Genomic DNA, 22,163 nt, shown 5'->3' on the forward strand with positions numbered 1-22,163 from the left:
GAGTCAGTTCTCGCTCAGTGTGGTTGGGAGCCTGTGCGAATGGTTGAGGGCATCCACATCTCTGGGCCTTTTTGGCGCTCAACCGCGTCCAGCTCTTTTCTGAGAACATCGCACAAACGGGTCATCTGCACCTGGCTGCCTATCGAGATTCTGAGGCAGTTATCAAGGCCATAATCAGTCAATGGCGATGTCAGGAATCCTTCACGCGCCAGGTAGTCATGTAACGACTTACAGTCGTGGAGGCTGTTGAACTCGACGAATACAAAGTTGACATAGCGACTTCTGGCTTGAACGCCATAGCCCTGGAACAGACTGACAATCTCCTGCCCCCACTCAAGGCAATGCGCCGCTGTCTTTTCCAGATGATCAGCATCCCAAAGTGCGTACTCACCGGCGAGGGCAGAGAATGAGCTGACGTTGTATGGCGCGCGCCGTGCCTGCAGAACCGGAACCAGATCAGCGCTAGCATAAGCCCAACCCAAACGTAACCCCGCAATGCCATACGCCTTTGAAAACGTACGCAGGCATATCGAGTTTTTCCGAGCGCTTACGATCTGCACGCCAGGCGAGTTCTCGCGATCCGGGGCGAACTCTGCATACGCTTCATCAATGATGACCGTCGTTCTTTCCGGAATGGCAGCAACAAGTTTTAGCAGTGCGGATGGAGAGAGATAGTCGCCCAAAGGGTTCGACGGGTTTACCAGCACAACCACATCCGGATTCTTTTGAAGGGCAATATTGAGTGTAGTGTCGTAACCTTCTCCGCTGGCGGGAAAGATCTCACTATAGTCAGCCCCCAGAAGCTCGGATCTGATTTTGTACATTTTGAAGCTGTGATGCAGTGCCACGATCCGGCTGCCAGCCTGCAACAAACTACGCAATGAAATATCAATCAACTCATCAGAACCTGCCCCGACCACCACACGCTCGGGATCAACGTTCCAACGTTCACCGATAGCCGTGCGAAGCGACTTGTAAGTCACCTCAGGGTATTCGCTGAGCAGTGACGGCATCGACATGCACAGGTGCAGTGCCAGACCCGATGCTCCCAGCGGATTTTCGTTAGCGTGCAGCCGGGCATTACGGCAATCCGCTTCCAGCGACTCAGCGCCTGCCACTGCGCTCTTGTTGCCTGACGAACTCATCGACTGTGCCCCCCAAGAATGTGGGCAACGATGCTTTCCAGATACCCGGTCAACGCAATATCCCGATCCAGATAAGGGATCAGTTCACGCACTCGGGCATGCCAGGCACGGCCCTGCTGGCCTAACTTTGTGCAACCGCGAATATCGGCAGCCTGGGCTGCGCATATCAGTTCGAAGGCAATGACATACCGCGTGTTCTGCAACACTTCAGCCACACGACGCGCGGCAATAAGACCAAACGAAACCACGTCCTGGAAGTCGGCGGTGGTGGTCAGGGTCTGGATCGAAACCGGCGTGGCGAGCGATCGGTTTTCCGCCGTCAGAGAGGCCGACATGAACTGCCCACCCATAAGACCGAAACGCAGACCGCCATTTTCAGCGCAGAGGAAAGACGGCAGACCATTGCTGTTGGCCTTCGTCAGGAAGCGATCTATGCGCCGATCAGAAAGGTTGCACATCGTGATCATGGAGATCGTCAGGTAATCCATGGCCGAGGCAATGTACTGCCCATGAAAGTGGCCATTGTGAAAAACCTCACCATTCTCGGGAGTGATCAACGGATTGTCGTTGGATGAGTTCAGTTCGTTGGTGACGATGCGCTCGACGAACTCGATGGTTTCCAGCACCGGCCCCAGAATCTGGGGTGTGCAGCGAATCGAGTAGGCATCTTCAATGGGCATGGCCTCCTGACGTACCTCGTCAGTTCGCAGCGCACTCAGTTGCGACGAGAGTTCAATGTCATCAATCGCCAACTCCGAGCCTTGAAGATCGTCCCAAATGGCCTCGGCAATTTTTTGCTGCCCCAAGTGCGGTTTCAACTTGTGAACGTCAGGATGAAAAGGACGTACCCGGGCCTGCAACGCCTCGAAGGAGAAAGCGGAAATCGAGGTGTATTGTTCAAGCAGTTCTCGGGCCTCGACCACATTCATTGCCGCGACCGCTACCATGCAGGACGTGCCATTGATCAGTGCCAACCCTTCTTTGTAGCTCAGGTGTAGCGGTGCCAAGCCCAATTGCTCAAGCGCTTGTGTCGCCGGAATGCGCACACCATCAAGATAGGCGTAACCATCACCGGTTAACATCCGCGCAACCGCTGCCAATGGCCCCAGATCACCACTGGTGCCAAGAGAACCTTTACTCGGAATTTCAGGGATAAGGCCTGCGTTGTAGATGGCGATGTACCGATCAAAGTTCTCCAGAGAGATCGCCGAGTTACCGCGTGATAATGAAACAATTCGCGCAAACATTGTGGCCCGGGCGACACTGTCCGGGAATCGCTCACCGACGTTTGTCGATACGCCCTGAATCAGATTGGATTGAAGCTCGTGGGCTTTCTCGATAGGCACGAGGTGGTCAACGAAGCCGCCCATGCCGGTATTCACGCCATAGATGACCGCCCCCTGCGCAACGAGGTTTTCCAAGGCATCTCTCGATGCCTGAACCCTTTGTCGCGTGGCTTGGGATGCGACTACTGTCTTGCCGGGTCGGGCAAACCGGATCAGATCCTTTAGGCATACATCGACACCGGGGGTCAGCACATAGGTGCTATCCGACGTGAAATTCTTTTCCTGAATCGTCATTTTTTCATCCCTGAACTACGTGTGACTGTTGACCCGCCCAATCGGCGATGATCACGTTGATTGTTCGGCTGCCCGAAAAGGCGCGCCGACCATGTGCAAACTGAAAATTATCGAGCAGTAAAATATCGCCCTCAGCCAAATCGACATCTCGTTCCAGCCCCCTGACGGCGTGAAAAAGCTCCAGGGTGAGTTCTTCCGCAAGCGGCTCGCCATTACCAAAACACATGGCTTCCAGCAGTAGCGGGGTTTTACGATGCGCGTTTATCAGCTCGCTGGCGTCCTGCTCTCGACCATCGATACGCGCCCATTCGATCATGGCTGCCGCGCCCCAGAAATGCGCTTGATTGCACCAGATGTTTGCATCTTTAAGGGGATGCTGACGCATCGGGGAAATACAGTCCTGCCAGAGAACGAGGTCTTCGCCGTTCCATTCGAAGTCCCACCCACGCGATCGGCATAGCAACTCTGCTTCGGATTTCCTGGCGCTAGAGAAGGTCTCTTGCCAGCTTTTTTTGACGCCCGGTTTGAGATCGACCCGCGCCTCGCTGGGTAAGGTTCTGCGCAATTTAAGTCCGCGATCCGTTAGCTGCTTCATGGTCCCTTGATCAACCAGTTGCTCCAGCTTGCGCATGTCGCCGATGACAGATTCGCCGCCTTTTCCGGCCGGTTCCACGCAAACGAACGCAATGATCTCGGGTGGACGTTTTACGTAGGCCATTTCTTGATGAAGGATGACGGACCAGTCGGGAGGGGTGCGAGTCGCCTCCATAACCTTGCCCTGTATGGTCGAGCGTGGAGAGCTTCCGCCAACGTAATCGCGGGTTTCAAAGCCCATAGCGACAATGGCCTTTTCAAACTCACCAGGATCCTTGCACCGATCAGCGGCGCGAATGATCACGGCACCGTCACTAAGCAACCGTTCGCGGATGTCGTGCGCAGCATTAGAAAAATAAAGCCCCGGATCAGCGCATCCGCTGGCCGAAAAATCGAATACTCCTTCTGCATCACTGCCCTTCACCTTCATCACTCCTTAAGTCCATGGAATCGTCGGCATCTCCGTCTGCGATGCATTAGATATCACTCCCCATTTACAAATTCAACAGATAGAAATATGTTTCTTCCAATAGTTTTAAGTAGAATCAGTTAAGAAATCATTGCGATTGGTGACATAAAAAGCCCTCAACCGATTGATATAGATGAAAAATAATTTCAAGGACGAGACGAAATATGACAGTAAAAAACGGCCCACCATTCCTGTGCCAACAACCGCTTCGGCACGAGCGCGAAAGTAATCTCGCGAAACTCTCTGTAACGCTTTTCACCAAAACTTACGTGAGCCGATTCCAATGAGCGGATTCAACGCGCGCTCAGGCGTGCTGAAGCGCAGCCTGAAAAATCGACACATCCAACTGATCGCCTTGGGTGGGGCAGTGGGAACCGGACTGTTTTTGGGTTCGGCAGGAGCACTGAAGTCGGCGGGCCCATCAATGATCCTCGGCTACGCGATTTGCGGTTTCATCGCCTTCCTGATCATGCGACAGCTAGGGGAAATGATCGTGGAAGAGCCGGTAGCGGGTTCTTTCAGCCATTTCGCTCACAAGTACTGGGGCGGATTCGCCGGGTTCCTGTCGGGCTGGAACTGCTGGATGCTATACATCCTGGTCGGCATGTCGGAACTGACCGCCATCGGCAAGTACGTGCACTACTGGTGGCCAGAGATCCCGACATGGGTATCCGCTGCGGCCTTCTTTGTGCTGATCAATGCCATCAACCTGATCAATGTGAAAATGTTTGGTGAAGCGGAATTCTGGTTTGCCATCATCAAGGTACTGGCCGTCATAGGCATGATTGCCATGGGCAGTTATCTGCTAGTCAGCGGTACTGGAGGGCCACAAGCGGCAGTAAGCAATTTGTGGGAGCGAGGTGGGTTTTTCCCCTATGGGGTAGGCGGGCTGGCAATGTCCATGGCGGTGATCATGCTGTCCTTTGGCGGCCTGGAAATGCTCGGCTTCACTGCGGCCGAGGCCGACAACCCGCGCACCGTGATCCCCAAAGCAATCAACCAGGTGATCTACCGCATTCTGATTTTTTACATTGGCGTACTTGTGGTTTTGCTATCACTGATGCCTTGGGACAGTCTTCTGACTTCACTAAACGCGTCTGGCGATACTTACAGTGCCAGCCCTTTCGTCATGGTGTCGTCAATGCTCGACAGCGCTACCGCGGCGCACATTCTTAACTTCGTGGTACTGACTGCTGCACTGTCCGTCTATAACAGCGGGACTTACTGCAACAGCCGCATATTGTTGGGCCTGGCCGAGCAAGGTGATGCACCACAAAGCCTGGCCAGAATAGACAAACGCGGTGTTCCCGTACGCTCGATCCTCGCGTCGGCGGCCGTAACTCTATTTGCGGTACTTATGAACTACATCATCCCGCAATATGCACTGGAACTGCTGCTATCACTGGTGGTTGCAACGCTGGTGATCAATTGGGTGATGATCAGTCTGTCGCATTTCAAATTTCGGCAACATTTGAACAAGACCCGCCAGATACCGCTGTTCAGGGCGTTGTGGTATCCCTACGGCAACTATATCTGCCTGGCATTTCTGGTCTTCATATTGGGCGTGATGTTGATGGATTCCGTCTTTAGGATCGCTGTGTATGCAATTCCCGTATGGATCGGGTTGATGTGGATTTTTTATGGCATCAAGCACAAACGCAGTGTTTCCCAAGGCCTCTACGGAGAGGCCTGAATCACAACAACACCGGTTAAACCGATCAAGCCACGCCAGTGCTCTTACTTGCGCGGCTTGATCCGCGCAGTAGCCTCCGCCACCAACGGATCATCCGGCCAGTAATGCTTCGGATACCGCCCCTTCAAATCCTTCTTCACCTCGGCATAGGTGCTGCGCCAGAAGTTGGCCAGATCCTGCGTCACCTGCACCGGACGTCGTGCTGGCGACAGCAGATGCAACTTGACCACCTGCCGTCCGCCGGCAATCCGTGGCGTATCCGCCAGCCCGAACAGTTCCTGTAAACGCACCGCGAGAATCGGCGGAAACTCGCTGTAATCCAGCCGAATCGACGACCCCGATGGCACGCTCAGATGATGCGGCGCCAGCTCGTCAAGCTTCTGCGGCAACGGCCACGGCAGCAGATTACGGACGATGCTCGACAGATCCAGATTGGCAAAATGGCTGAGCCGCGAGACCTTGCCCAGATAAGGCATCAGCCAATCTTCGAGGGTGTTGAGCAAGGTTGCATCGCTGACGTCTGGCCACAGACTGTCGTTCTGATTAGTCAGATCAAGTTGCCGCAACAGCGCCACTCGCGCCTGCCACTGACGCAGCTCCGGCGTCCACGGCAGCAGCTCCAGACCTTTGCGTCGCACCAGATTCACCAGCGCCTGACTGCGCGCATTTTCGTCGAGACCGGTCAGCGGTTCACGGCTGAGAATCAGCTCGCCGACCTTGCGCTGACGCTCGGCGCGCAGCACGCCTTCGCGCTCGTCCCAGTCGAGTTGATCGACATTGCGCACTTGTTCGGCGAGCACGGAATCGAACAGCGCCGGATCAAAATCCGCCGCCAGATAAATACGTTCTTCACGCTGGCCCTGCCGGCTGCCGAGGTCGGCGATGACGATCCACGGTTCTTTCATCAGGCTGTCGGCTTCGGCGAACAGCGCCGCACGACCATTGGCCAGACGATATTCGGCGCCACCGGCACGCCGTTGTTGCGCGACGCGATCGGGATAGGCCAGCGCCAGCAACGCACCGAGCCAGCGCGGATGATCGGGATCGCTGACCGGCTCGCTCGCTTTGCCGCGCAGATAACCGTGATATTGCCGCGCCAGTTGCCGGGCACGCTGCACACCGCCCTGAGCACCACGGGCGGCGCGTTCTTCGCCGGACAGCAACACCAGACGACTGTGCAAATCCGCCCCGGCGCCACGCAAGATATCGCGCTCGCCGAGCAACGCAGCCACATCGCACGCCATGTTGGCCAAACCCAACGCCTGACCGCGCAACAACAAATGACCGATGCGCGGATGCGCCGGTAACTCAGCCATGGCCTGACCGTGGGTCGTCAGCACCTCACCTTCCAGCGCGCCGAGCCGCTGCAACAAATCCTGCGCCTGTGCATAAGCTGCCGCTGGCGGAACGTCGAGCCACACCAGTTCGCCCGGCGTCACGCCCCAACGTCCCAGTTGCAGCGCGAGGCTGGCGAGATCCGCCGAAAGAATTTCCGCACTGCCATAAGCGGCGAGCTGTTCGTGCTGATCCTGCGACCACAAGCGATAACAAACACCCGGTTCCAGACGCCCTGCCCGGCCCGCACGCTGAGTGGCGCTGGCCTTGGAAATCCGCTGAGTGTCGAGGCGCGTCATGCCGCTGCCCGGATCGAAACGCGGCACCCGCGCCAGCCCGGCATCGATCACCACGCGCACGCCGTTGATGGTCAGACTGGTTTCGGCAATGTTGGTCGCCAGCACCACTTTGCGCTGGCCGGGCGGCGCCGGATCGATCGCCGCGCGTTGCGCATTGAGGTCGAGTTCGCCATGCAACGGGCAGAGCAACACATCGCTGCGCTCACCCATCGCGTCGACCAATTGTTGATGCACGCGACGGATTTCCGCCTGCCCCGGCAGAAACACCAAGACGCTGCCGGTTTCATCGTGTAGCGCTTCGAGCACGGTTTGCGTAACACGCTGATCAATGTATTCGCCGGGCTGAAACGGCCGGCCCCAGCGCATCGTCACCGGGTACATGCGGCCTTCGCTGCGCAGGATCGGCGCGTCGTCGAGCAACCCGGCCAGACGCTCGCCTTCGAGGGTGGCCGACATCAGCAGAATCTTCAGCGGCTGTTCAGCTCGAAACAGCTCGCGACCGTTCAGACTCAGGGCCAGCGCCAGATCGGCATCAAGACTGCGTTCGTGGAATTCGTCGAAGATCAGCAGGCCGACGCCTTCCAGCGCAGGATCATCTTGCAAACGCCGGGTGAGAATGCCTTCGGTGACCACTTCGATACGCGTATTGGGGCCAACCTTGCTGTCGAGACGAATGCGATAACCGACGGTTTCCCCGACCTTCTCGCCCAACTCGCTGGCCAGCCGTTCTGCGGCTGCACGCGCGGCGAGGCGGCGCGGTTCGAGCATCAGAATGGTCTGCCCGGCCAGCCACGCTTCATTGAGCAAGGCCAACGGCACGCGGGTGGTTTTACCGGCGCCGGGCGGTGCTTCGAGCACGGCTTCATGGCGAGTCGCCAAGGCTTCACGCAGGGCGGGTAAAACTTCATCGATCGGCAAAGAATTCATGCTGGCTCCCCAGGGCGTGCCCACAGTAAATTGCGAGTCGCGTTAAAGCTGTGAGCGTGCCAGGCAAGGCGCGGGACGCAGGTAAGGGTCGTTTCCTTGCCAAGTCCCGCAACGCAGCATGGCGCGCTCACAGCTTTAGCCCGGAGGGCCGAACCCCGATAGGATTCATTAGCCTTCACGCGGTGTCGATCTGGAGAAAACAACTTCAATCCTCAACGTATTTCGGTAGGGGTGAGACGAGGCCGCAATTTACTGTGGGCACGCCCTGCCAGGCCGAGTATAACGGCGAACTGCAAGGCATTCGTCAGGGTCTTAACTTCACACGATGACGCTTCGTTCTTAGATCAATCAGGAGATTTCCCATGCGCTTACCTTTTCGCCTGATCGGCGGTGTACTGGTCGCCACCCTGCTCACGCAAATCACGGCGTGCGGTTCGATTTTCTACCCGGATCGTCGCGGTCAGATTGACGGCAAAGTCGACCCGGCGATTGCCGTGCTCGATGCCGTGGGCCTGCTCTTCTACATCATCCCCGGGCTGATCGCGTTTGCCGTCGACTTCGCCACTGGCGCGATTTATTTCGAACCGGGCCACACCGCGCAGATCGATCCGGCCAAACTCAAACAAGCCATCGGCCCGGACGGTCAGGTCGATAATCACAAGTTGCAGGCTATTCTCGAAAGTGAATTGGGACGTGACTTCCCTCTGGATGACCCGCGCCTGATTCAACACAAGGGCAGCACGCAGCAACTGGCGATGTTCGGCCTGCAACCTGCCGCTTAAAAAGGAAATGCAATGACCTCCAGCCCCGAACACGCTCGCCTGCTACGGCTGGCGACCCGCGCCTCGGTGGCGGTCGCCTGCACGCTGATCGTCGCCAAAGCCATCGCCTGGTGGCTGAGCGGTTCGGTGGCCATGCTCGCCGGGCTCACCGACTCGGCGCTGGATGGCATCACCTCGATGCTCAATCTGCTGGCGGTGCATTACGCACTGCGTCCGGCGGATGACGATCACCGTTATGGCCACGGCAAGGCAGAGTCGCTGGCGGGCATGGCGCAGGCGCTGTTCATCGGCGGCAGTGCGGTGTTGATCGCGTTTCAGGCGTACGAGCGGCTGCACGATCCGCAGCCGCTTGGCGCGCCATGGCTGAGCATCGGCGTGATTGTTTTTTCGCTGCTGCTGACGGCGGCGCTGCTGGTGTTGCAGCATCGGGTGATCAAGCAGACTGGCTCTAATGCCGTGCGCGCGGATTCGCTGCACTATCGCTCGGACATGTTGCTCAACGGCAGCATTCTGATTGCGCTGATGTTGGCCGGGTTTGGTTTTGATCAACTGGATGCGTGGTTCGGTCTGGGCATTGCTGCGTACATTCTGTGGAGCGCGATCCAGATCGCCCGGGAAAGTTTTTCGGTGTTGATGGATGAAGAGCTGCCGACGGATGTCAGTCAGCACATGCTCGAACTCGCGTGCAGTGTGCCGGGGGTGCTGGGCGCGCATGACTTGCGCACGCGAATTTCCGGCAACCACTGGTTTGTGCAGTTGCACCTGGAATTGCCGGGAGAGTTGACGCTGTCAGTGGCCCACGGCATCAGCGATCAAGCCGCCGATGCCATCCACAATGCCTACCCGCGCGCCGAAGTGCTGGTGCACGCCGATCCGCAAGAAGTGGTGCAGGCCGCTCGGGCTCAGTAACTGACCTGATAACCGCGACTGCTCAGGCAATTGCCCTGAGCCTGACGGTACGCCTGAACCACTTCGGGCGCCGGTTGATAGGTCGCGGTGCGCGGGTCGAAACCGCTTTGCTGCACGGCGTACTGATAGCACTGATAACCATCCTGCTGCACCTGCTCTGGCGATTGGCCGTTGGCCGGATAGGCCTCGACGTCATAGCCCTGGGATTGCGGCTGCGGCTGTTGCTGCACGGGCGGCTCGACGACTACGTAATCCTGCGTCGCTTCCTGATACGCGTAGTAGGAACCGGCGGCGAGGAACAGCAGCGAACCACCGATCCACACTTCTCGCGAGTAGTCAGGCAAGTAATGAATGCGGATCCCGCGCGGCGGCTGCACGACGATGTAACGCGGGCCTTGCGGGCGATACCAGTAACCACCGGAATAGAAATAATCCTGACCGCGATACGGCACGCGATAGTCGCGATCCGGGAAGCGGTCGATCACATGCCCCGGCCGATATTGCGGGCCCGGGCCCCAACCGTTGCCATGTCCGTCGGGACGTCCCGGCCAGCGATTGTCGTTGGGCCGGTAGTCATTGGGCCGGTTGTTGGTCTGCCAATGTGGGTTGTTATTGTTGTAACCATTTTGCGGACGCTCGTCGCGGTAGTAACCCTGACGCGGTTCCTGAGTCTGGCGCACGGTGTCGGGCCGCGACTGAATCGGCAAACTGTTGGCCGGCATTTGCGGCGGCGGTGGCGGCTGGCGCACCGGGTTGGGGTTGTAGCCCGGCCGGTTCTGGTCATGGTTTTGCCATTGACCATTGTTATTGTGCGGCTGGCCGTTGTGTTCGAACTGGCGGCTGTTGTCGCCACGAATGACTTCGTTGTTCTGCGGGCGCGGTTGATTCTGCGGCGGCTGATTTTGCGGACGCGCCTGGTTTTGCTGTGGATTATTCTGTGGACGCGGCTGATTTTCGCCGCCATGCCCTTGGTTATTGCCTTGATGCCCCTGCCCGTGCTGCCCGCCATTCGGGCTGCGGCTTTCCGGATCATCGGCCAGCGCTTGCACACTGACACTCACACACAACACACCAACACCGGCCAGACGCCAGATGCGCGACTTCATGCTTTTCCTCACTGAGGCCTGTAATTAAGGGCGGCCTGTAACTAAGACCGGGTCGGGAACATCCGGTTCTGCAACAGGTTATCAGTCGCGCAACTTATTTATTGAGCGCCGCAAGATGAAATCGCAGGCAAGAAAAAAGGGAGACCCGTCGGCCTCCCTTTAGAGAACTTCGTCCTGGCTCGACGCTTATGACGTCGGCTCACCTCACGCCGTCTTCTGGACAGTGTGCAGCTCGGGGGCCGGCACAACCCCGGTGGGGGTGGCGGCCGCGGCAGGCCTTATAGGGCGGGCCGCGTGGACTGTGTTACCGAGCAGTGATTCTGGTAATAAGAATAGGCCTGAGGCCGCGACAGAGGATTGCGAAGATTGCTGAAATAAACACCACTTGCGCAATTTTTAACCCTGGATAGATAATCCGCCGCAATAGTTACAACCAAGGACAGATTGATGAGCAAACTCGACCGTTACGACCTGAGCATTTTGGCGGAATTGCAGCGCGACGCCCGCATCTCCAACCAGGAGTTGGCCGAGCGCATCGGTCTGTCACCCTCGCCTTGCTCGCGCCGGGTCAAGCAACTGGAAGACGACGGCTATATCTCGCGTCAGGTCGCGTTGCTCGATCGCAAGATGCTTGGGCTGAGTTTGACTGCCTATGTGCTGATCGGCATGGATCGGCATACGCCGGAGCGTTTCGAGAATTTCGAAGCGGCGATTCGCACGTTGCCGCAGGTGTTGGAGTGCAGCCTGGTGACCGGTGTGGATGCGGATTACCAGTTGAAAGTGGTGGTGCCGGATATGGATCACTATCAGAAGTTGTTGCTGGGGCACCTCACACGCATTGAAGGCGTGACCAGCGTGCGCTCGAGTTTTGTGCTGAACCAAGTCCTAAACAGCACCGAACTGCCCCTCACCCACCTGCGCAACTGATACCGCCCCTGTAGGAGCTGACGAGTGAAACGAGGCTGCGATCTTTTGATCTTTCAAATCCAGATCAAAAGATCGCAGCCTTCGGCAGCTCCTACAAATCGCTTTTGTGGCGAGGGGATTTATCCCCGTTCCAGTGCGCAGCACTGGCAGGATTGGTGTTGCAGACCAATGACTGCGGCACACCGACGCAGGTCAATGCCCCGCCATCCGCCCTTGGCGTATACTCGCCGCGCCCTTTTAGCCGCGCCCATGCCGGAGAACCCCAATGGATCCAGCCGTATTTGAAGAGTGGATGATGACCGGCCTGGTCAGCATCCTGATCATTTTCATGGGTTTTATCGTCTGGGATCTGGCGAAGAAGTCCAAGGCCGGGCGCTTTGGTTCGTTCATTTTGTTCTTCGTGCTGGGCCTGGGCGTGGCCGCATTCATCATCAAAAGTGTGGTGATCGGCCTGATCGAATCCGGCGCTCTATAAGCGCGCCGGCACTTCCTTCCACTGGCCCTGATCGAGCCCTTCGATCGACCAGTCACCGATCTTCACCCGCACCAGCCGCAACGTCGGCAGCCCGACCGCCGCGGTCATGCGCCGCACCTGACGGTTGCGCCCTTCGCGAATCACCAGTTCCAGCCATGAAGTCGGTATGGTCGCGCGAAAGCGTACAGGTGGATTGCGCGGCCACAACTCGGGCTCATCCAGTTGCCGAGTTTCGGCGGGCAAGGTCATGCCGTCGTTCAACTCAACGCCGTCACGCAGACGCTGCAACTGCTCGGCGCTCGGCACGCCCTCAACTTGTACCCAATACGTCTTTGCCAACTTGTGTTTCGGATCAGCGATGCGCGCCTGCAACTGCCCGTCGTTGGTCAGCAGCAGCAATCCTTCACTGTCGCGATCCAGACGTCCGGCCGGATAAATGCCCGGCACATCAATGTAATCCTTGAGCGTCGCCCGCCCTTCGCCGTCGCTGAATTGCGTCAGCACATCGAACGGTTTGTTGAACAGGATCAGTTTCGGCTCAGCCGGAGGTGCCTTGGCAACACGGCGCGGTGAAGACGACTGAGGCTTCGCGCCAGGGCGGCGGGAAGGTGGACGCGGGGGACGAGACATAGGGAGAGCAAACATTTAGCGATCAGGGCTGACAATGCTAGTGCCCTGACCGCCAAATGACCACGACTAACCGTTAACGGAACGGCGGTTCGTCGAAGCTGCGCAGTTTGCGTGAGTGCAGCGAGTTGAGTTCGGTGCGCAGCAGATCGACCGCTTCGATGCCGATCTTCAAGTGCTGGCTGACCGCGCGTTCATAGAAAGCGTTGGCCGAACCGGGCAGCTTGATTTCGCTGTGCAGCGGTTTGTCGGAAACGCAGAGCAACGTGCCGTACGGCACCCGCAAGCGATAGCCCTGCGCGGCAATCGTGCCGCTTTCCATGTCCACCGCGACGGCGCGGGACAGGTTGATCAACGGTCGTTCCTGCGCCCAACGCAATTCCCAGTTACGGTCGTCGTAGGTCAGCACGGTGCCGGTACGCAGGCGTTTTTTCAGATCGTCGCCCTTCTCGCCGGTGACATTCGCCGCTGCCTGTTGCAGCGCCATTTGCACTTCGGCCAGCGCCGGGATCGGAATATTCGGCGGTACGACGCGGTCGAGAATGCCATCGCGACGCATATAAGCGTGGGCCAGCACGTAGTCGCCAATGGTCTGCGACTGACGCAGGCCACCGCAGTGACCGATCATCAACCAGCAATGCGGACGCAAAACCGCCAAATGATCGGTGATGTTCTTGGCGTTGGACGGGCCGACACCGATGTTCACCAGCGTCACGCCGTGGCCATCGTTGGCGATCAGGTGATACGCCGGCATCTGATAACGGTGCCAAACCACACCCGCGGCGATTGCCGAGGCTTCGCCGTGATCCATGCTCTTTTCGATGATCACGTTGCCCGGCAAGACCATGCGCACGAAACGCGGGTCACTGCGCAATTGCTCCAGACCATGGACGATGAACTGGTCGACGTAGCGGTGATAGTTGGTCAGCAGGATCCACGGCTGCACATGGCGCCAGTCGCTGCCGGTGTAATGCACCAGACGACGCAGGGAGAAATCCACGCGCGCCGCATCGAACAAGGCCAGCGGCAGCGGATCGGTGTTTTCCCAATCGTAGAGACCGTCGGCGATGCCATCGGTGGCGGCGGACAGGTCGGTACTCGGGAACACCCTCGCCAGCACGGCAGCGGTAACGCCGGAACCGGCGAGTTCATCGCCCTGCTCGACCACGTACGGATACGGAATGTTTTGCTGGCTGACGCCGACTTCCACGGTCACCGTGAAGTCGTGCATCAACGGCACCAGTTGTTCGAGCAGGTATTTGCGAAACGCCGCCGGGTGGGTGACGGTGACGCTGTAAGTACCCGGCAATTGCACCTTGGCGTACGCGCGGGTGGTCTGCGGCACTTCGCCCTGGCAGTGATAGGTCAGACGCAATTCGGGATAACGAAACAGGGCGCGTTGCGCAGCGTCGGGTTCGACGCGATCTTTCAGGTAACGCTTGAGCGCCGAGTTCAGCGCAGTGGTGGCCCGCTCATGCAACTCGGCGAGACGATCCACGGCTTGTTCGGCGGTTTGAACAACAATAAACGCTTCGGTCACGATCAGCTTCCTGTGTTCTGACTTGCAGAGCTTCATCTTGCCTGCATCGTGGCGTCACGGGAACAGTGGCATGTTGGCAACCGCACAATATATGGGCCACCCCAATCCTTGTAGGAGCTGCCGAAGGCTGCGATCTTTTGATCTTATAAACAACAAGATCAAAAGATCGCAGCCTTCGGCAGCTCCTACAGGGGATTTGTGGGGGTCAGAGGGCTTGGGGGGTTGAGCGGGCGACGAGGGACTCGATGTCGAGGCCGCGTGGCAAGGCGCCGTAGGCGCGGCCACCACCGCTCAGGCGGCTGGCGATGAAGGCATCGCTGACGGCTGAGTTCCCGGCCTCCAGCAATAGCTTGGCCTGCAAACCGAGCGCGATGTCCTCAGTCAACTGCCGCGCCCGATACTGAATGTCGCTCGTATCCTTGAACTGCGCCTGCAACTGTTGAATATGCGCGGCCAGGCGTTTGTCGCCGTGGCCATCACCGAGTTCGCTAAACAACACATCCAGCACACCCGGTTCTTTCGACAACGCGCGCAGCACATCCAGACACTGCACATTCCCCGAACCTTCCCACGTCGAGTTCACCGGCGCCTCGCGGTACAAACGCGGCAGGATGCTCTCTTCAACATACCCGGCGCCGCCCATGCATTCCGCCGCTTCGTTGATCATCCCCGGCGCGCGTTTGCAGATCCAATATTTGCCCACCGCCGTTACCAGTCGCGCGAATTGCGCTTCGTGGCGATCGTCCAGATGATCCAGCGCCTTACCCATGCGCAAGCTCAGCGCCAGCGCGGCTTCGCTTTCCAGGGCCAGATCGGCCAGCACGTTTTGCATCAATGGCTGTTCGCTGAGCAGTTTGCCGCCAACCTTGCGGTGCGCGCAGTGGTGGCTGGCCTGGGTCAGTGCCTGACGCATCAGCGAGCTGGAACCGACCATGCAATCGAAGCGGGTCATCGCAACCATCTCAATAATGGTCGGTACGCCGCGCCCTTCTTCGCCGACCATCCACGCCAGCGCGCCACGGAACTCCACTTCGCTGGAGGCGTTGGACTGGTTGCCGAGTTTGTTTTTCAGGCGCTGAATGTAGAACTGATTGCGCGTGTCGTCCGGACGATGGCGCGGCAGCAGGAAACAGCTCAAACCTTTGTCGGTCTGCGCCAGCGTCAGGAATGCATCGCACATCGGTGCCGAGCAAAACCATTTGTGTCCGACCAACTCATACGCCTCGCCCGGGCCGCTGGCGCCGACCGGATAAGCCTTGGTGGTGTTGGCGCGCACGTCGGTGCCGCCCTGTTTCTCGGTCATGGCCATGCCGATGGTCACGCCGGCCTTGTGCGCCATGCCGACGTTGCGCGGGTCGTATTCCGTGGCGAGGACTTTCGGCAGCCATTGCTCGGCGAGATTCGGTTGCAGACGCAGGGCCGGCACGCTGGCGAAAGTCATGGTCAGCGGGCAACCGCTGCCGGCCTCGGCCTGGCTGTGCAGGTAACTCATCGCGGCGCGGGCGACGTGGGCGCCGTCCTGTGGATGCGTCCACGGCATCGAGTGCAAACCATGCTCGATCGCCGTGCGCATCAGCTCGTGATAAGCCGGATGAAATTCCACCAGATCAATGCGATGGCCGTAGCGATCGTGGCTGACAAATATGGGTTTGTTTTGGTTAGCGAGGAACCCGGCTTCCATCAATGGCCCGCCGGCCAGCGCGCCGTAAGCATCGATCCGCGACTCGGCCCAACCGGCGCCAAACCTGCGCGACCACTCCTGCAACGGCAGGTCGATGCGGTACAGGTTGGTGCCGTCCAGCGACGGCGGCTGGTTGGTGACTTCGTGGGTTTCGGCGAACTGATGCAGGTTCATGACGGGCTCCTTGGCTCTCCAGAAAGCTCAGTTAAGCACCGGCTCTCTGTCGATCAAAGTGTCATAGACGCCGAATTCGCGGCGCTTTTACCCTATCAGCAGCACAGCACCCGACGCTCCAGCGCCGACTGCAAATCCTCGAATTTCACTGGTTTGTTCAGGTAATCGACCGCGACGCCCGTGGCGCAGACCTCTCGATCGACACCCAATGCGAGCATGAACACCGGCAAGTTCGCACAACCCGGCAGCGCGTGAATCTGGCAGCACAACGATGCGCCTTCGTGGCTGGGCAACTGACAATCGATCAGCACCGCGTCGAAGGTTTCTCGCCGCAGGCAGTCCAGCGCCGTCGCGCCGCTGTCGGCGGTGCGCACGCGGAAACCGAGCTTGAGCAGCATGCCGCGCATCACCAGTTGGTTGACGCTGTTGTCGTCGACCAGCAACACCGTGCAGTCCTGCGGCGCGCGAATGCAATCACCGCCAGGCGCAGGATTCGGCGCGGGCTCAACCACCGGCAACTCAAATTCGACATCCAGCTGAAAACGGCTGCCGCTGCCAGGTTCCGAACGGTGCGTGAGTTTGCCGCCGAGCAGTTCCACCAATTGTCGGCAGATCGCCAGACCGACGCCGAGGCCGCCGTATTCGCGGGTCATCGAACCGTCGAGCTGGAAGAAACGCTGATACATCGTCGCCTCGCCCAGATCGGTGAAACCGATGCCGGTGTCGATCACCGCGAACGACAGCGCCAGACGATTGCCCGTCGACGGTTTGCCGGTGACCCGCAACGCCAGCCCGCCAACGCGGGTGAACTTGATCGCGTTATCCAGCAGGCATTCCAGGCATTGCGCGAGTTTGGCGCTGTCGCCGTGCAGACGATCAGGCAGGGTTGGCAGCACGTCGACCTTGAAGTCCAGCGACTTGCTCGCCGCGTTGCCGTCGAACTGCGCGCGCAACGATTCGACCACGCCACGCAAACTGAAACTGCCCGGCGAGGCCTTGAGCTTGCCGGCCTGCAATTCGGTGAGGGTGAGGATGCCGTTGACCATGCGCATCATGTCCCGCGCGGAACCGGCGGCGGTTTGCTGATATTGCTCCAACTCCGGATCCATCTCGACGGTCTGCATCAATTCCAGCGAACCGATCACCCCGTTCATCGGTGTGCGCAGTTCGTGGGTCAGTGTCGCCAGAAATTCATCTTTGAGCTTGTTGCTGTGGGCCAGTTGCTGGTTGAGCACTTCGAGTTTCTGCCCGGCGTCGTACAGGGTCTGCGCCTGTTGCTCGCGCATCGCGTTGATGCGGTCGGCCAGCGCCAGCGACAGCAGCGCCACTTCGATGGCCGAACCGATCTGGCTGGCGTACATGGTCAGGAACACGTTTGGCAGCAGGCCCAGCACCATCAGCGTGTTGACGATACCGCCGAGCAAAAACGCCGACCAGGCAATGATGAAATACCGCGCCACGCGCAAGCCGCGCCACCAGGCGAGAATCCCAGCGGCAAAAATCACCACGGTGAAGGTCAGCGCCAGCGTCGTCGCCAGGCGCAGGGCCAGGGCATAACTGGTCATCAAGGACAGACCGATGACCAGCGCACCGAACGCGATCAGGCCGATCAAGACGCGATCGAGTCCACGGCTATGGGTTTTGGTCTGCAGGAAACTGCGCGCGAACTGGCTGCCGAACAGGCCGGCGCATCCGATGAAGAACGGTGTCGCGGCGTTGGCCCACCACGGATTGTTCGGCCAGAAGTACTCGACCGCCGCGCCATTGACCGACAGTTGATAGAGGCCAAACGAGGCAATGTAGAAGATGTAATAGAGGTAGCTGGTGTCGCGCACGCTGAGGTAGATGAACAGGTTGTAAACCACCATCCCCAGCAGCACGCCATAAATGATGCCGAGCACATACAGGCGCACGGGTTGATCTTCGAGGTACGCGGTGCTCGACCACAACGTCACCGGCGCCTGGATCGAGCCTTGGCTGGCCAGTCGCAGGTATACGGTTTGTTGTTGGTCGGGTTCGAAGGCGAGATCGAACAGGTAGTTGTTCTGACGGATTTCGCGGCTGGCAAACGGCAAGGCGTCGCCGGTCTGACGGATCAGCTGATAGTCGCCATTGGCGTCGGGCAAATACAGATCAAGATGATCGAGCGGCGGATAAGCTAGCTCGAGCAACCAGGTACGCTGGGCGGCGGGGTTGGTCGGGCGGTAATGCAGATCGATTTTCAGCCAGAACGCCGAGCGCGAATAACCGGCATTGAGCGTGGCTTTGTCATGGGCTTTGAAATTGCCGGCAGCGGCCTGCGCGCGGACGTCGGCAATGCTCGCCTGACCACTTGGGTCTTCGAACACTTGCAGCGACCGGCCCAAAGGCAGGTTCTGGGTGAATTCGTCGAATTCGACGGCGCTCGCCATGAGGGGCAAGCAAAACAGCAACATCAGCAAATAGCGCATTGAAGCCCCAGCGTGGCTCGTCCGGTTATGTCAGGAAGCCCCCCCATTCCTTGAGTAGACGTAAAACCGGTATTACCTGTTATTGGTTTGGATCCAGACTAGCATAGCCGCTGCTGGCCATTGAGCACCATCGAAATTTTTCCTACAAAGGCTCTAGAACGGGCGTTTCAGAGCAAAGCAGCGGACTAGAGCTGTTGGGTTGGTCAGCTCACTACAACAACCTCTTTGATAGGTGATCAATTGTGGCGAGGGGATTTATCCCCGTTGGGCTGCGAAGCGGCCCCAAACCCTGCAATCCGGTTCTTTCTGACACACCTCGCTGATGGACTTGCGACTGCTTCGCAGCCGAACGGGGATAAATCCCCTCGCCACAAATGTGCTCCAAATAAAGACTGCAGCGTTGTCCGACAATCTGCTAGCAAACACCGTCAGGACTGAACCCGAAAATCAGCTTTGGTGGTAAGCTCGCGCACCATGAATATCTACAGCTCCCGCCCCGTTGTCCTCTGTCTCTCCGGCCACGACCCAAGTGGTGGCGCCGGCTTGCAGGCAGATATCGAAGCCCTGCTCGCGCAGGGTTGCCATGCGGCTCCGGCCGTCACCGCCCTGACCGTGCAAGACACCGTCAACGTCACTGACTTCCGCGTCCTCGACCGTGAGTGGGTACTGGCTCAAGCCAATGCCGTGCTCAACGACTCCGAAGTCGCTGCGGTCAAACTGGGCATGCTCGGTTCGCTGGAAATGGTCGACACCGTTGTCGAACTGCTCTCGGCGCACCCGCACTTGCCGGTGGTCTGCGACCCGGTGCTGCGCGCCGGTGGCGGCGGACGCCTGGGCAAGGACGAAGTCGGCTATGCGATGCGCGAGCGTCTGCTGCCGCTGTCGATCATTGCCACCCCTAACCTTCCTGAAGCGCGCATCCTCGCCGAACTGCCCGAAGGCACTGCGGACGAATGCGCTGAAAAACTCCTGCCGTTCGTCAAAAACCTGCTGATCACCGGCGGCCACGGCGACGAAACTGAAATCCATAACCGCGTGTACAGCCGCGACGGCCTGCGTGAAACCTTTATCTGCCAGCGTCTGCCGGGCAGCTATCACGGTTCCGGATGCACATTGGCCAGCGCATTGGCCGGTCGATTGGCTCAGGGCGAACACTTGGCCAGCGCCGTGCGCAGTGCTTTGGATTACACCTGGCGCACCCTGCGCGATGCCGAACAACTGGGCAAAGGCCAGTTCGTCCCGCGTCGCCTGCCGCTGGATTTCTGCTCGTAACGTCGTGAGGTCTGCCCGATGAAACTACGTGGCCTGTATGCCATTACCGACAGCGAATTGCTGGCCGGCAAGTTTCTCTCTTACGTGGAGGCGGCGCTGGAAGGCGGCGTCACCCTGCTGCAATACCGCGACAAGAGCAACGACGAGGCCCGCCGCCTGCGCGAGGCCGAAGCGCTGCGCGATCTGTGCGAGCGCTACAAAACGCAACTGATCATCAACGATGACGCCGAACTCGCCGCGCGCCTCAACGTCGGCGTGCACCTCGGTCAGACCGACGGCCCGCTGTCGCCGACCCGCGCCCTGCTCGGTTCAAAAGCGATCATCGGCTCGACCTGCCACGCGCAAATCGCGCTGGCCGAACAAGCCGCCAAAGAAGGTGCGAGTTACGTCGCCTTCGGCCGCTTCTTCAATTCCAACACCAAGCCCGGCGCACCGACCTGCAGCCTCGATCTGCTCGACGAAGCCAAACGCACGCTGCACCTGCCGATCTGCGCGATTGGCGGCATCAGCCTCGACAACGCTGCGCCGCTGGTAGCCCACGGCGTCGACCTGCTCGCCGTGGTTCACGGTTTGTTCGGTGCCGAGAGCGCCGCCGAAGTGACCCGCCGCGCCCGCGCGTTCAACGAATTGTTCAAATCCTGAAGATTGAGAGCCCGATCATGTCTCGTTCCGAAACCCTGTTTGCCAACGCCCAGAAACACATTCCCGGTGGCGTGAACTCGCCAGTCCGCGCATTCAAGAGCGTGGGCGGCACACCGCTGTTCTTCAAACACGCTGAAGGCGCTTACGTCACTGATGAAGACGACAAGCGTTATGTCGATTACGTCGGTTCGTGGGGCCCGATGATCCTCGGCCACAGCCACCCGGACGTGCTCGACGCGGTGCGCAATCAGCTGCAACACGGCTTGTCGTACGGCGCGCCGACCGCGATGGAAACCGAGATGGCCGACCTGGTCTGCTCGCTGGTGCCATCGATGGACATGGTGCGCATGGTCAGCTCCGGCACCGAAGCGACCATGAGCGCAATCCGTCTGGCCCGTGGTTACACCGGCCGCGACAGCATCATCAAGTTCGAAGGCTGCTACCACGGCCACTCCGACAGTCTGCTGGTCAAGGCCGGTTCCGGCGCGCTGACCCAAGGCGTACCGAGCTCGGCCGGCGTGCCGGCGGCGTTCGCCAAACACACCCTGACCCTGCCGTTCAACGACATCGACGCGGTTGAAAAGATGTTGGCGGAAGTGGGCGACGAAGTGGCATGCATCATCGTTGAGCCGGTAGCCGGCAACATGAACTGCGTGCCGCCAGCGCCGGGCTTCCTCGAAGGCCTGCGTTCGCTGTGCGACAAGCATGGCGTGGTACTGATTTTCGACGAAGTAATGACCGGTTTCCGCGTTGCCCTCGGCGGTGCTCAGGCTTACTACGGCGTAAACCCTGACCTGACTACTTTCGGCAAGATTATCGGTGGCGGCATGCCGGTCGGTTGCTTCGGCGGCAAGCGCGAAATCATGGAACGCATCGCGCCGCTGGGCCCGGTGTATCAGGCCGGCACGCTGTCGGGTAACCCGCTGGCCATGGCCGCCGGTTTGACCACCCTGCGTTTGATCAGCCGTCCGGGTTTCCACGCCGAGCTGACCGACTACACCACGCGTCTGCTCGATGGTCTGCAACAGCGCGCTGATGCGGCTGGTATTCCGTTCGTGACCACCCAGGCGGGCGGCATGTTCGGTCTGTACTTCAGCGGCGCCGACGACATCGTCACTTTTGAAGACGTGATGGCTAGCGACGCTGCCCTGTTCGGTCGCTTCTTCCACCTGATGCTGGAAGGTGGCGTGTACCTCGCACCGAGCGCCTTCGAAGCCGGTTTCACCTCGATCGCTCACGGCGAAGCCGAGTTGCAACTGACGCTGGACGCTGCCGAACGCGCCTTCGCTGCACTGAAGTAATTGGCGTACCGCTGACGTTGGCTATCGCCAGCGTCAGCATTCACCTACATCCGCGCTGTTTTTCCGATGCTCCTGCTAAAAATCTCCCCTAAAGTGGGCGATATATTCCCCGCGCAGCAGAAAAACGAGTAAAGACTTTGTAAGGTTGGCCCTGCTTATTTCATAATGCGCGCTTATTGGATCCCTCGATGGGTCCGCGTGCCCTTCAGAGGTAAGTCGATTCCCATGAACCGCA

Annotated in this window: 17 protein-coding genes; 8 read left to right on the forward strand and 9 right to left on the reverse strand. The window is 59.1% G+C overall.

The genetic code is table 11. The annotated features are described in order from the left end of the window. Positions 1 to 14: 14 nt before the first annotated feature. The 3 genes from ACIP1X_RS12665 to ACIP1X_RS12675 are packed head-to-tail and all read right to left on the reverse strand — an operon-like array spanning position 15 to position 3,743. Positions 15 to 1,145, reverse strand: coding sequence for a pyridoxal phosphate-dependent aminotransferase (locus tag ACIP1X_RS12665; RefSeq protein WP_400752498.1), 1,131 nt, complete (start codon positions 1,143 to 1,145; stop codon positions 15 to 17). Further along, positions 1,142 to 2,725 carry a phenylalanine aminomutase (D-beta-phenylalanine forming) gene (locus ACIP1X_RS12670; protein ID WP_400752501.1) on the reverse strand — a complete coding sequence of 528 codons (1,584 nt, stop codon included), beginning with the start codon at positions 2,723 to 2,725 and terminating at the stop codon, positions 1,142 to 1,144. Before ACIP1X_RS12670 ends, ACIP1X_RS12665 begins: the two co-directional genes overlap by 4 nt. A 4-nt stretch (positions 2,726 to 2,729) precedes the next feature. Continuing rightward, positions 2,730 to 3,743 carry a TauD/TfdA family dioxygenase gene (locus ACIP1X_RS12675; RefSeq protein WP_400752504.1) on the reverse strand — a complete coding sequence of 338 codons (1,014 nt, stop codon included), beginning with the start codon at positions 3,741 to 3,743 and terminating at the stop codon, positions 2,730 to 2,732. Between the two features lie 328 nt (positions 3,744 to 4,071). Here ACIP1X_RS12675 and ACIP1X_RS12680 point away from each other — a divergent pair, with 328 nt between their 5' ends. Continuing rightward, positions 4,072 to 5,481, forward strand: coding sequence for an amino acid permease (locus tag ACIP1X_RS12680; RefSeq protein WP_400752507.1), 1,410 nt, complete (start codon positions 4,072 to 4,074; stop codon positions 5,479 to 5,481). A gap of 44 nt (positions 5,482 to 5,525) precedes the next feature. Here ACIP1X_RS12680 and hrpB read toward each other — a convergent pair whose 3' ends face one another. Continuing rightward, positions 5,526 to 8,042, reverse strand: coding sequence for an ATP-dependent helicase HrpB (gene hrpB, locus ACIP1X_RS12685; RefSeq protein ID WP_400752510.1), 2,517 nt, complete (start codon positions 8,040 to 8,042; stop codon positions 5,526 to 5,528). A gap of 362 nt (positions 8,043 to 8,404) precedes the next feature. Between hrpB and ACIP1X_RS12690 the strand changes: the two genes are divergently transcribed. Beyond that, positions 8,405 to 8,824 (forward strand): hypothetical protein, encoded by a 420-nt coding sequence (locus ACIP1X_RS12690; RefSeq protein ID WP_034153788.1) that lies wholly within the window; start codon positions 8,405 to 8,407, stop codon positions 8,822 to 8,824. Positions 8,825 to 8,836: 12 nt separating this feature from the next. Next, positions 8,837 to 9,733 carry a cation diffusion facilitator family transporter gene (locus ACIP1X_RS12695; RefSeq protein WP_400752513.1) on the forward strand — a complete coding sequence of 299 codons (897 nt, stop codon included), beginning with the start codon at positions 8,837 to 8,839 and terminating at the stop codon, positions 9,731 to 9,733. Here the strand turns inward: ACIP1X_RS12695 and ACIP1X_RS12700 are convergent. Next, positions 9,727 to 10,839: a DUF6515 family protein gene (locus ACIP1X_RS12700; protein WP_400752515.1), complete on the reverse strand. Its 1,113-nt coding sequence runs from the start codon at positions 10,837 to 10,839 to the stop codon at positions 9,727 to 9,729. The genes ACIP1X_RS12695 and ACIP1X_RS12700 overlap by 7 nt on opposite strands. A 447-nt stretch (positions 10,840 to 11,286) precedes the next feature. On the opposite strand from ACIP1X_RS12700, the gene ACIP1X_RS12705 reads away from it, so the two are divergent. Further along, positions 11,287 to 11,766 (forward strand): Lrp/AsnC family transcriptional regulator, encoded by a 480-nt coding sequence (locus ACIP1X_RS12705; protein ID WP_008081091.1) that lies wholly within the window; start codon positions 11,287 to 11,289, stop codon positions 11,764 to 11,766. 265 nt (positions 11,767 to 12,031) lie between these two features. Beyond that, positions 12,032 to 12,241 carry a DUF2788 domain-containing protein gene (locus ACIP1X_RS12710; RefSeq protein ID WP_003228500.1) on the forward strand — a complete coding sequence of 70 codons (210 nt, stop codon included), beginning with the start codon at positions 12,032 to 12,034 and terminating at the stop codon, positions 12,239 to 12,241. On the opposite strand, the gene ACIP1X_RS12715 is transcribed toward ACIP1X_RS12710, so the two are convergent. From ACIP1X_RS12715 to ACIP1X_RS12730, 4 genes are all read right to left on the reverse strand, one after another. Further along, positions 12,236 to 12,871 carry a pseudouridine synthase gene (locus ACIP1X_RS12715; protein ID WP_400752518.1) on the reverse strand — a complete coding sequence of 212 codons (636 nt, stop codon included), beginning with the start codon at positions 12,869 to 12,871 and terminating at the stop codon, positions 12,236 to 12,238. The genes ACIP1X_RS12710 and ACIP1X_RS12715 overlap by 6 nt on opposite strands. A gap of 73 nt (positions 12,872 to 12,944) precedes the next feature. After that, entirely contained in the window at positions 12,945 to 14,444 is a 1,500-nt protein-coding gene (gene amn, locus ACIP1X_RS12720) for an AMP nucleosidase (RefSeq protein ID WP_162130776.1), read from the reverse strand. A gap of 169 nt (positions 14,445 to 14,613) precedes the next feature. Beyond that, on the reverse strand, positions 14,614 to 16,263 hold the full coding sequence (locus ACIP1X_RS12725) for an acyl-CoA dehydrogenase family protein (protein ID WP_400752521.1): 1,650 nt from the start codon (positions 16,261 to 16,263) through the stop codon (positions 14,614 to 14,616). A 95-nt stretch (positions 16,264 to 16,358) separates the two neighbouring features. Further along, positions 16,359 to 18,713 (reverse strand): 7TM diverse intracellular signaling domain-containing protein, encoded by a 2,355-nt coding sequence (locus ACIP1X_RS12730; RefSeq protein WP_400752524.1) that lies wholly within the window; start codon positions 18,711 to 18,713, stop codon positions 16,359 to 16,361. A 474-nt stretch (positions 18,714 to 19,187) separates the two neighbouring features. Between ACIP1X_RS12730 and ACIP1X_RS12735 the strand changes: the two genes are divergently transcribed. The 3 genes from ACIP1X_RS12735 to hemL are packed head-to-tail and all read left to right on the forward strand — an operon-like array spanning position 19,188 to position 21,928. Beyond that, the gene (locus tag ACIP1X_RS12735) at positions 19,188 to 19,985 is read left to right on the forward strand and encodes a hydroxymethylpyrimidine/phosphomethylpyrimidine kinase (RefSeq protein WP_007909650.1); all 798 of its coding nucleotides are present in this window, start codon (positions 19,188 to 19,190) and stop codon (positions 19,983 to 19,985) included. 18 nt (positions 19,986 to 20,003) lie between these two features. After that, positions 20,004 to 20,627, forward strand: coding sequence for a thiamine phosphate synthase (gene thiE, locus ACIP1X_RS12740; RefSeq protein WP_400752526.1), 624 nt, complete (start codon positions 20,004 to 20,006; stop codon positions 20,625 to 20,627). Between the two features lie 17 nt (positions 20,628 to 20,644). Continuing rightward, positions 20,645 to 21,928 carry a glutamate-1-semialdehyde 2,1-aminomutase gene (gene hemL / locus ACIP1X_RS12745; protein ID WP_053124138.1) on the forward strand — a complete coding sequence of 428 codons (1,284 nt, stop codon included), beginning with the start codon at positions 20,645 to 20,647 and terminating at the stop codon, positions 21,926 to 21,928. Positions 21,929 to 22,163: the final 235 nt, after the last annotated feature.

Origin of the sequence: Pseudomonas sp. NPDC088885 (assembly GCF_044750025.1) — a bacterium.
GTDB classification, from domain to species: Bacteria; Pseudomonadota; Gammaproteobacteria; order Pseudomonadales; family Pseudomonadaceae; genus Aquipseudomonas; species Aquipseudomonas rustica.